7 protein-coding genes, 1 tRNA gene and 2 pseudogenes are annotated in these 10,573 nt (G+C 36.9%); 5 read left to right on the forward strand and 5 right to left on the reverse strand.

Annotated elements, in window-relative coordinates; genetic code table 11:
• Positions 1–396: 396 nt before the first annotated feature.
• Positions 397–1,947: a TerC family protein gene (locus QWU_RS07730; RefSeq protein WP_006590298.1), complete on the reverse strand. Its 1,551-nt coding sequence runs from the start codon at positions 1,945–1,947 to the stop codon at positions 397–399.
• Between the two features lie 466 nt (positions 1,948–2,413).
• On the opposite strand from QWU_RS07730, the gene QWU_RS07740 reads away from it, so the two are divergent.
• Positions 2,414–2,489, forward strand: a tRNA-Lys gene (locus QWU_RS07740).
• A gap of 438 nt (positions 2,490–2,927) precedes the next feature.
• Here the strand turns inward: QWU_RS07740 and QWU_RS07745 are convergent.
• The 4 genes and pseudogenes from QWU_RS07745 to thiD form a co-directional block, all read right to left on the reverse strand.
• Positions 2,928–3,317: a VOC family protein gene (locus QWU_RS07745; RefSeq protein ID WP_006590296.1), complete on the reverse strand. Its 390-nt coding sequence runs from the start codon at positions 3,315–3,317 to the stop codon at positions 2,928–2,930.
• Between the two features lie 395 nt (positions 3,318–3,712).
• Positions 3,713–4,510 (reverse strand): annotated as a pseudogene (locus tag QWU_RS09465) (late control protein); the annotation flags it as partial.
• A gap of 279 nt (positions 4,511–4,789) precedes the next feature.
• Positions 4,790–4,942, reverse strand: a complete 153-nt coding sequence (locus tag QWU_RS07770) for a hypothetical protein (protein ID WP_244428454.1) — start codon at positions 4,940–4,942, stop codon at positions 4,790–4,792.
• 65 nt (positions 4,943–5,007) lie between these two features.
• Positions 5,008–5,871 carry a bifunctional hydroxymethylpyrimidine kinase/phosphomethylpyrimidine kinase gene (gene thiD, locus QWU_RS07775; RefSeq protein WP_006590292.1) on the reverse strand — a complete coding sequence of 288 codons (864 nt, stop codon included), beginning with the start codon at positions 5,869–5,871 and terminating at the stop codon, positions 5,008–5,010.
• Between the two features lie 129 nt (positions 5,872–6,000).
• On the opposite strand from thiD, the gene QWU_RS07780 reads away from it, so the two are divergent.
• The 4 genes and pseudogenes from QWU_RS07780 to QWU_RS10430 all read left to right on the forward strand — a co-directional run.
• Positions 6,001–6,804: a lysophospholipid acyltransferase family protein gene (locus QWU_RS07780; protein WP_169313103.1), complete on the forward strand. Its 804-nt coding sequence runs from the start codon at positions 6,001–6,003 to the stop codon at positions 6,802–6,804.
• Positions 6,805–7,422: 618 nt separating this feature from the next.
• Entirely contained in the window at positions 7,423–8,526 is a 1,104-nt protein-coding gene (locus QWU_RS07785) for a D-alanyl-D-alanine carboxypeptidase family protein (RefSeq protein WP_017196539.1), read from the forward strand.
• A 21-nt stretch (positions 8,527–8,547) separates the two neighbouring features.
• On the forward strand, positions 8,548–9,609 hold the full coding sequence (locus tag QWU_RS07790) for a CobW family GTP-binding protein (RefSeq protein WP_006590289.1): 1,062 nt from the start codon (positions 8,548–8,550) through the stop codon (positions 9,607–9,609).
• Positions 9,610–10,088: 479 nt separating this feature from the next.
• Positions 10,089–10,573, forward strand: a pseudogene (locus QWU_RS10430) (hypothetical protein); the annotation flags it as partial.

Raw genomic sequence — 10,573 nt, forward strand, 5'->3', positions numbered from 1 at the left:
ACACTGCCCAATGAATTTCACGCTATAGACTTCACAAAAAACATCGTGAAAAAGCTTAGAAACACTAAGTATTTTTCTTAAAAAAATAAGCATATTGAATTTTTTATGTTATGGAAACTAAGGCAACTATTATCCTCCTTTATCTTTTTCATATTGAACTCTGCAGCCCCTTTTTTTCCATACCGTTCCAATGATACAAAACATATGATATAGCAATTTTCTTCAAAAAAACCATTCATCAACCTCTTAAATGAATTTATTTTCTGAAAATAGCCATTTACAAATAACTCTCCCACATTTCATTCTCCCATAGATCATCAATCTTTATATTGTTTTATTTTATAATAATAAGGTGTTTTTCTATCCCTTGCTTAGCAAAATAACGCGCTTTTTTGGCTACATAAGCGGAGAAATAAGGATTTTAGATATATTACGGCGATCCATTTCGACAACTTTAAAATGTAAACCATCAACTTCAAAGCTTTCTCCCTCATTTGGCAAATGACCAAACCGCCAAAGCATAAAACCAGCCAAAGTAGTGTAACGATCTGCCTCATCAACAAGATTACGTCCAAGATAACCACTTAAACGGCGGATATCGGCATATCCTTCAACAAGAAGGCTGCCATTTTCAAGTTGTTCTGCAATCATGGGTTCCTCATCATCATCAGGAAAATCACCTGCAATAGCCTCAAGAATATCGGTTGGTGTTGCAATTCCTTCAAAAGATCCATGCTCATCAACAATAATTGCAAGCTGAATCGAAGAACGGCGTAATTGCTCCATTAATCGTAAAACACTCGTATTTTCATGAACGACGAGTGGTTCTCGCATAGCCTTTTTCCAATTAATCTTTTTGCCTTCAGCCAAATTTAAAAGCAGATCTTTTGTTAAAGCAACGCCAACAAATTCGTCTACTTTTTCACGGGCAAGAATTAAGCGACTATGTTTAACCTGTTGCAATTCTTCACGCATTTCTCTCTCGTCACTATTTAAATCTAACCACTCAATTTCATTGCGTGGTGACATAATAGAACGAACAGGACGGTCTGCTAAATCGAGAACACCACGAATCATTTCTTTTTCTTCAGGTCGGAACAATTCAGAGGCAGCAGCCTGCTCAGCTATAACATCTACAGTCTCACCAAGATGAACGTCTTTATTGCCCCCTCCCAAAAGTCTTAAAACAGCATCAGCCGTTCGACCACGTAGATCATTTGTTGTAATCATCTTTTCACGATTACGACGCCCAATTTGATTAAAAGCTTCAATAAGAACAGAAAAACCAATAGCAGCATACAAATACCCTTTTGGAATATGAAAACCAAATCCTTCAACAATGAGAGTGAAACCAATCATCATCAAAAAGCCAAGACAAAGAATTACAATAGTAGAATGACGATTAATAAAACGCATAAGAGCGCCAGAACCACACATCATCACTCCCATAGCAACAATAACTGCTATGTACATAACTGCTGCCTGTTCTTTTGCAATCATACCCGTTGCAGTAATAATACTGTCTAAGGAAAAGACAGCATCCAACACCACAATTTGCACAATAACCTGCCAAAAAACAGCGTAAGCAACGCCTGTTTTTCTTTCATGTGGTATGCCTTCTAACCTTTCATGCAATTCCAATGTGCCTTTTGCCAGTAGAAAAATCCCACCACCAATGAGAATAAGGCTATGCCAACTAAAGACAAAAGATGAAAATGAAAAAATTATTGTATCAAGACTCATCACCCATCCAATAACGGAGAGAAGAAAAATTCGCATAATCAATGCTAGAGTAAGACCTATCAAGCGCGCGCGATCACGCAGATGTATCGGCAATTTTTCAGCTAAAATTGCGATAAAAACAAGATTATCTATTCCTAAAACAATTTCGAGAAAAACCAACGTGACCAAACCAAACCACGCATGGAGATCAGTGATCCATTCCATCACAGTTCACCCTTTAAAAACATTTTTAAAAGCTTAAAAGCGCGCGATTGACAAAACAAATTCATGGGCCTTCATTTGCACAATTAATTAAAAACTTTGAACGAAAAAAGATTACGTTCAAAGCAAACAATGGCAAAATGTTCCTTAAATACATAAGATTACTTATAAAACTAAAAAAACAGAACGATGTCCTACACGACTTATAACTATAAGAAGGTTCTTCTGAACTTTTCTCGGGCATTACGCTCGATAATCCTCCAACTCCAGTTCTGCATAATAATCAGAACATTTACTTATAATGGGTTTATTTTTATATAAGATCAAGGGGTATAATATTATATTTTAATCGTACAGCTAATTTAGCTATGGGTTTAATCATTTTCCCATAAAAAACGACAAAATCATCTAGACATCCTCCCATAGGAGCGCTATAGAACCGCTGAGTTTTTGTCTTTTGAACAGGCATGGGTGATTAGCTCAGTCGGTAGAGCAGCTGACTCTTAATCAGCGGGTCGTGGGTTCGAATCCCTCATCACCCACCATCATATTTATAGTATAAAAGACTTATTAATTGTAGCTCGTCAGCAGTTTTTATATATTTTGACACTAGGTTTTGTACCAATTTATTTTTTTCAAAGAGTTTTAAAGGTGTTCTTAAAGGATCTTCAAAGACCTTTCAAAGATCATTTAAAGCTTCCCTTTTGCAAGTTTTTATTTTTTCTCTTAAAAATCGTATTATTTGAGAGGAGGCATCACAACCGATCAAAGGATTAAGCCGACCTTTTGATTTTCTGTTCCTACCAACTTCTACCCCTCACTGCTTGCTGTGGGAATAGGCAGGTTATAGAGATGAAAGTAATGAAACAATACCAAACGGATAAGTCATAAATTATAAGTAAGGCCCTAGCGTACATAGCTTATAGATTTTAGAAACAAACAATTATTATAATTCAGGCGACTAAAGACCAAATCCAATGCTTTTAATCCAGTGGGCAAACACGAATAATATGACCGTCAGGATCTTTGATTAGGAAGGTACGTCCAAATATGTCAGTATACGGTTCCTTCAAAACATTTATCTCAACGGTAGTTTGCTCTTGCCATTCTGCATATAGCTTATCTACGTCCTCTCCTTTAGGCAACATAATTCCGATTTCTGAAAAACGAGGTACATTCTCCTCAGGTGCATCGCCCCCAGACCAGATAGCAAAGAGTGCATCACCAGAAGAAGCAAATGCAACATAGCGTGGCGAGATGAATACAGGCTCCTTCTTGAAGATGAATTTGTAAAAAGCGGTAGAATATTCTACGTTTGATACGTAAACCAACTGTAGGTTTGGGGTAACAGAATAAGTAGAGATATTACTCATAAATTCTCCATAAGATAGCAGTGGTCACTTGACCATCCACATCTATACCCTATAATATTGACCTTATCGACAAGAGTTTGTGATGTTTCCGTTCACGGTGTGCTCCATTTATATGTTTTTACTCGCTTATGCTATATGCTAAAATATCAAAATCGCTACTATATAGTCTTCACCAACTTGATTTTGCCACCAATATAAGCAACAGCTGATTCTATAGGGTCAACAGATTTTAATGTTCCTTTACAAACTGTATCCATAATTTTTTAATACTCTTTCATCTATATGAGCCATCTTCTCATTGCTTTAAGTGATAAAAAGTGGCTGTAAATTCTCTTACATCGAATAGACATGTTCGTAAAATTAGTCCCGTTGAATGGGTGAACAGCCCAACCTCTATTTTTGTTGTTTTGCTTTCCCTTGTTAAGTGCTTCTAGAGTAATTTCTGTAATGTATCCGCTCTGTTTCTCATAGCGGTTGGTCACGGCAGCAACCTTCCATGGACCATTGATTCCACCGCGAAATCCTTGCGAGAAAAAAGGTTGACCTGCCATGATTTCAGGACACAGCTAGAAGAAACAAAGAGTCACTACCATTGCCCAAGCAGACACAGCCTATCGAATTCGGAGGCAACAGCAATCAATCCTTCTCTTTACAAGAGTAAAAAACTACGCAAACACCGCACAGGTCTGCTAAAATCTGTTTAATGTTAATTTGGCATGACTGCCTTTTTAAGCGATCAAAATAATGCGCTTACTTTGATCAGCAAGGCAGGTTAAAAAATCAACTACCAACCAATCTATGCGCACCACAGAAGAGAAAGTTTGTTTAGTAAACTGTGAACTGACCTTTTCTTGTGTCTCGACAATCTCACCAATAGTTTTGTAATCAAAATGTTCACTGCTTTTTTGCCACAAAGATGTGAAATCTCTCCTTCACTGCCACCACAGTTCACAACCGATTCAACAATAAAACACCTCATAAAAGCACTGATGCTGTTCTTATATCAGAGCAACTTACTATGCACTGTTGCTTTGTGAAACACTTAAATCATCGCCGTTATCATCAAATTCTGCTTCAAAGCTATCAGATTCATTGCCAGCATAATCGGTGATGGTTGCGGTTAAAAGACGTTGATAAAAGACCTCATCAACAAATTTGTCTCCCATCTTAACCACAAAAGGATGTGTACGCATTAATTCCATAAGCATTTTACCGTACTTTAGGAATTATTAAGAACAAACTCAAACAGAATAACGATTGAGCCTCACTGCAAAAAAGATCGAGACTTATATTCTCTAACTCTACCATAATATGCTTTTCTGGTACCTTCACGGCATTTGCTTCCCTTTACTCATATCCTATTTACATTGTCCTTGTGATTTTCCTCTATAAAAAAAGGAGAACAAACCAAACGCATAGTGAATACGCAGAGATTGACCAGAAAGGCTGATATAATCGTGGTCTTACCGATACTAGTGAACACAACGGGGCCATGTAGAAGAAAGCGCTATAGCTGTTATCACTCGTCCAATAGCTTTTTTCACTCCCAAAACCCTTCCACCCCCCATGGATGATCTTTGCATCATTACCACAGCCGGTAAATTGCGAACCAGAGAACCTATCAAAACACTCCATACAACCCCATAAAAATATAACAACGAAAACAGAATTTTTTTTCGCATCAATTATTTCACATACTCTTCCATAATTCATAAAAATGGTGAAGTGGTCCCCGCCCCTTCCCTACTTGCAAAACACTTGAAGCAGATAAAGCCCCATTCAAATAGTCTTTTGCTTGTTTAACTGCGCAAACTAAAGGCTGCGTAGGCAATAAAGCTGCAATTGCAGCTGAAATGGTACAACCTGTACCATGATCATTGGTAGTTATGATACGTGAAGCTTCAAGTGTCAGAACCTCTTCACAATCACAATAAAGGTCTGGACTAGAACAATCATAATTTACTGTACCTTTGCAAGCAAGAGTACTCAAATGTCCTCCTTTCAATAAAACTGCATTACAACCTAAAGCTAAAAGCCGAGGACCATATTGGTACATAGCATTTAATGACCATTGCACTTCACATCCCAACAACATGGCCGCCTCAGGCAAATTAGGTGTAATAATTGTTGACATCGGCACAAGAATATCACGCATAATTTCAATTGTATCAGACTTTAAAAGAACATCGCCACTTTTTGCAACCATAACGGGATCAAAAACAATAAAGCGCGCTTTGTGATAAGCAAGACGCTCTGCTATAATCTGCGCAATCTGAGCATTTGCTACCATACCAATTTTAACAGCATCAACATGGATATCCTCAAAAACAGAATCAATTTGATCAGCCACAAAAGAAGCATCCAATGCCTGGAAAGCACGTACACCTTGAGTATTTTGTGCAACAACAGCTGTGACTACACTCATACCATAGGTTTTCATGGCTGAAAAAACCTTCAAATCCGCTTGCATTCCAGCGCCACCAGAAGGGTCAGTCCCCGCAATAGATAAAATCCGTGGAATAAAAAAAGCGTCTTTGCTCATCTGTAACTCCATCAATCTCTTTCCTTATGTTTTTAAATATTGGAAAATAAGTTACTGAAAAATAGATTTTTGAAAAAACATAAAGAGAGATGTTTTCTCACGTAAATTACGTTATATATATAGTCTTCTTGCAGATATAAAATGGAAAATATAGTGCTTATCTTTCGTTCTCTTCTTTTTACGTTCGCTTTTTATACGACCACTTTTATACAAATGATTCTTTACGCTCCTATCTATTTTTTCATGCCACGCAAAAAAGCGTGGATTGTGCCTAAAACATGGGCGCGCGTCACACTTTTTTTGCAAAAATATATTGCGGGCACAAGCTATGAAATTGAAGGACTAGAAAATCTCCCTAAAGGAGCCTATATTATCGCTCCCAAACACCAATCTGCGTGGGAAACTTTCAGCCTTGTCCCCTATTTTGATGATCCCGCTCTCATCCTAAAACGTGAACTGACATGGATTCCATTTTTTGGCTGGTACATGGCAAAAACGCAAATTATTCCCATAAACCGAACAACGCCCATTAAAGCTTTAAAAACCATCATACAAAAAGCAAAAGAAAAAGCAAAACAAGGGCGCCAAATTTTGATCTTTCCCGAAGGAACACGACGACAGCCAGGACAGGAACCAGATTATAAATCAGGGATTATTGCTCTCTACAATGAATTGGGACTTCAAGTTGTTCCCATTGCACACAATGCTGGTTTATATTGGCCACGAGGCAATTTTCGCCGCTATCCTGGAACAATCCGTGTTCGCATTCTCCCCCCTATAGAAGCTGGTTTAAGCAAACGTGATTTTCTAAAACAACTCATCGAAAAAACAGAAAAAGCTTGTGATGAATTGCTTTTATTAGCAGCACAAGATCTAAACCCTCCACCTCTGCCACCTTGTGCTGTTAAAAAACTTCAAAAACTGAATCAATACATTGGTTTATAAAATGATTATTGCTTTGCACGCTGCATTAAAACAACAAAACACAGGAACATTTTCTATCTCGCTCTATATAATTAAATCATGAATAAATTTCTTTGCAGCTTATAGAGAACATCGTATGTGAACAAACAACATTTGAAAGAAAAGTACAATATATCTGAACTCATCCAAGAGAAGGGATATGGTACACTAAAGATTTAGCAAATAGATTGTAATGCGAACCTACACAGATACTAAAATGGTAATCTTCTATAAATTTTGTATTACACTCTCTCCAAGTCATGCTAAAAGATGAGATAGGAATAAATGAAACATTTCTTAGAATAAATCGTAACTAAACAGAACAGTAGCGTATTTTTTCTAAAAAAAGCAGAGTAAAAAACAGAATAAGATATTACCCAATATCTATTATTAAATAAATACTGCTTTAGAGACTTTTGCAAGCTACAAAGCTAAACTTATAAAGGGGAAAGTAAAAAAAGTCATGGTGATTTTTATCTCGATAAGCAAAACTAATATGCTATTAACCATCTGCCTTCTATATCATAGACTAAAAAGCTTTTTGTACTAAATTAAAAAAGTTTTAAAGCCCTGACTAAGAAGATATTGGACTTAAGCTTAATGCAAAAACTCTTCACTAACTTATTTTTATCTTTGATTTTGAGTTTGATAACCACTCTTTCTCTGGCTCAACCCTTTATATCTGTTGATGTTACAACGGGACATATCTTAGAGCACCATCGAGCTTTTGAGCGTTGGTATCCAGCCTCTCTAACAAAATTAATGACTGCCTATGTTATCTTTCATGCTATGAGAGCAGGAAAAATTTCACCCAACAAACACATCACTATCAGCAAAAATGCAGCCAAAGCACCTGCACACCGTTCAGGATATAAAGCTGGTTCTGTTCTCACACTTGATACAGCCTTAACCATTACTTTAGTGAATTCTACCAATGATTTAGCCATCGCCATGAGTGAAGCAGTTGCTGGTTCACAAGAAGCTTTTGTACAACAAATGAATATTGAAGCGAAACGCCTTGGTATGGCTGGTACCCATTTTGCCAATGCAAGCGGATTACCAGACCCACAAAATTACTCCACAGCACGTGATATTGCTCTTTTAGCGGTGCAAATTCGCCGTGAATTTCCTCAATATGCGCATTATTTTTCCATTCCTGCTATTGATTTTGGTAATAAACGAAAAATCCAACCCAATTCAAACAATCTCATTGGTCGTTTTAATGGAATAGATGGCATGAAAACAGGTTTTATTTGTGCCTCTGGCTTTAATCTTGTTGCCTCCGCAACTCGCCATAAACGCACGATTATTGCTGTTATTTTAGGAGCCAACAATATAAGTGAACGAGAAGAAAAAGCTGCACAGCTGCTCGAAGCAGGTTTTTTACATCAAGATGTACCTCAATTAACACTGGCAACACTAAAACCCTATGGTACTAAACTGACTAAAGCAAATGATATGAAACAACAAATGTGCACGCCTGAAGCCGTAAAAATGCATGCAAATTCTTATGACGATCAAGGAAATATCATCTTTACTTCACCTTTTATTACTGATCCACCTTCTTCCGTACTTCCTTTACAAGTACGACTTATCAGTAAGCCACAAACAAATGAATCTACATTTCAATATAAAACGAAAGAAAAAACAAAAATGCTAAAAAAATTTCATATTCCGTATCAAAACAAAAAAACAGCTCTATAATCAAACGATGGTCAGTAAAACATGAAAATAGAGCGCATTCCTCTCACTCTCATTACCGGCTTTTTAGGTTCTGGCAAAACAACTTTGCTAAACCGGATGCTACGTGATCCTCTTTTGGCTGATTGTGCTGTGATTATCAATGAATTCGGTGAAATAAGTATTGATCATCTTCTGGTTGAAAAAACAACGGAAGGAATTATCGAACTTGCCAATGGTTGCTTATGCTGCAATTTGCGCAGTGACCTTATTGATACTTTGACTGATTTAATAAATCGCGTTCAAATGGGAAATCTCAAACCACTCAATCGCATTATCATTGAAACAACAGGCATGGCTGATCCTGCGCCTATTTTACAAGCCCTTTTAAGTAACCGTCTTTTCATGCAAACATTGTTCATCGACGATGTTCTGACAACATTTGATACATTAAAATCGATTTCCCTCCTTGAACACTATCCTGAAATACACAAACAATTAGTACTTGCTGATAAAATTATCCTCACCAAAACAGACCTTATTGATAAAAAAGCGCTTTCCAATACACTTCTCAAAACACTCAAAAGAATTAATCCTACCGCGCAAATCATAGATGTTCATTCTGATGAATGCTGTTCAAATGCATTAATAAGCAAAACATTATGGAATAAAAAAACAGAAAATAAAAAACATAAACAATGGTATAATATTTCTCTCCATGATCATGCACACCACTCAACTATTCGTGCTTTTTCATTAGACTGCGAAGAGCCAATAGATTACAATAATCTTGATATCTTTTTAGAACTCCTAAAAGATCTTTATGGTGCAAAATTACTCCGCATTAAAGCAATCGTTGCATTGTGTGATGATCCACACCGCCCCATTGTTTTACACGGTATACAGACATTTTTCCATCCACCCATAAGATTGCCAACATGGCCGAAAGGAATCACACAAACGCGTTTTATCATCATTGCCAATGATCTTGAAAAAGAAGCGATACAAAAACTTTTTAATGCTTTTTTAAACAAACCAGCAATAGATACAGCAGACAAAACTGCCCTATTAAATAACCCCCTGGTCATTCCAGGAATAAAGTTTTAACTTTTTTCTATCTTTAAGGAAGAAAAATCTTAATAAACAATACTACTAATTTCTGAACATGCTCTATAGTATCTCACTAAAACGCTAACATATTACTTTTTACCTCATCCTAAAAAATAAGAACTTCTTAGTTACCAGAAATCTGTAATCAAATTAATTTTTTGAATGGCATTATGCCCTTTACACAAAAAGAGAGCACCATAAACAGTAAGTAGGTATGCTAAAATTTATGGACAAGTTTATGATAATGCAAAGCTTAGTGGTTATCTTAAGGTTTGTGGAAAAGCTTATGGCAATGTAAAATTAAATGATCGATTAGAAGTAAGGTGCATTGCAGCTCATCATGAAGTTTATGATGCTGATAATATTGTAGATATTGCAAATAACGCTGCGTAAATGACACGCGCGGACGCGGTAGGGGCGCCCCTCTTTAAAACATCTCATTCAAAAATTTAATCTTCTTATAAAGGAATTGTGCTATGCAAAAGAAGTTTGCACTCACAAATGAAACAGCGTGTATTTGGTAAATATGTTCTTTACCGTATCCAAGCATTAAAAGACTTTTCGGATATCAAAGCAGGTATCTTAGGTAGCTATATCGAAAAGGAAAGCACAACCTTTCTTATGAGGGAAATTACTGGGTCTATGGCAATGCCCATGTGAGTGATGGCGCGCGCGTTTTTGCTGATGCCCATATTTATGATCATGCCCATGTTTCTTATGATGCTGTGGTGTTTAGTTATGCAAGGGTTTATGGGCGTGCCAAAGTTTCTGGCTCGGCTCGCATTCACAGCCATGCTAAGGTTTATAATTATGCCGTTGTTAATAGTTGTGCAAAGATTTATGGTAGGGTCTATGGCACGGCTAGCGTGGGTGGCTCTTGTGAGGTTCATGGCTCTGTTTATGGCAATGCCAAGATCTCATATTGTACCAAGGTCTGGGGTAAAGCCTATGGTAATGCAAA

Origin of the sequence: Bartonella birtlesii IBS 325 (assembly GCF_000273375.1) — a bacterium.
Lineage (GTDB): Bacteria > Pseudomonadota > Alphaproteobacteria > Rhizobiales > Rhizobiaceae > Bartonella > Bartonella birtlesii.

What these genes read in the sequence shown, in the direction of transcription:
- QWU_RS07730 (WP_006590298.1), bottom strand. Translation starts at nt 1,947, where the DNA reads ATGGAATGGATCACTGATCTCCATGCGTGGTTTGGTTTGGTCACGTTG.
- QWU_RS07745 (WP_006590296.1), bottom strand. Translation starts at nt 3,317, where the DNA reads ATGAGTAATATCTCTACTTATTCTGTTACCCCAAACCTACAGTTGGTT.
- thiD (WP_006590292.1), bottom strand. Translation starts at nt 5,871, where the DNA reads ATGGAGTTACAGATGAGCAAAGACGCTTTTTTTATTCCACGGATTTTA.
- QWU_RS07780 (WP_169313103.1), top strand. Translation starts at nt 6,001, where the DNA reads ATGGAAAATATAGTGCTTATCTTTCGTTCTCTTCTTTTTACGTTCGCT.
- QWU_RS07785 (WP_017196539.1), top strand. Translation starts at nt 7,423, where the DNA reads ATGCAAAAACTCTTCACTAACTTATTTTTATCTTTGATTTTGAGTTTG.
- QWU_RS07790 (WP_006590289.1), top strand. Translation starts at nt 8,548, where the DNA reads ATGAAAATAGAGCGCATTCCTCTCACTCTCATTACCGGCTTTTTAGGT.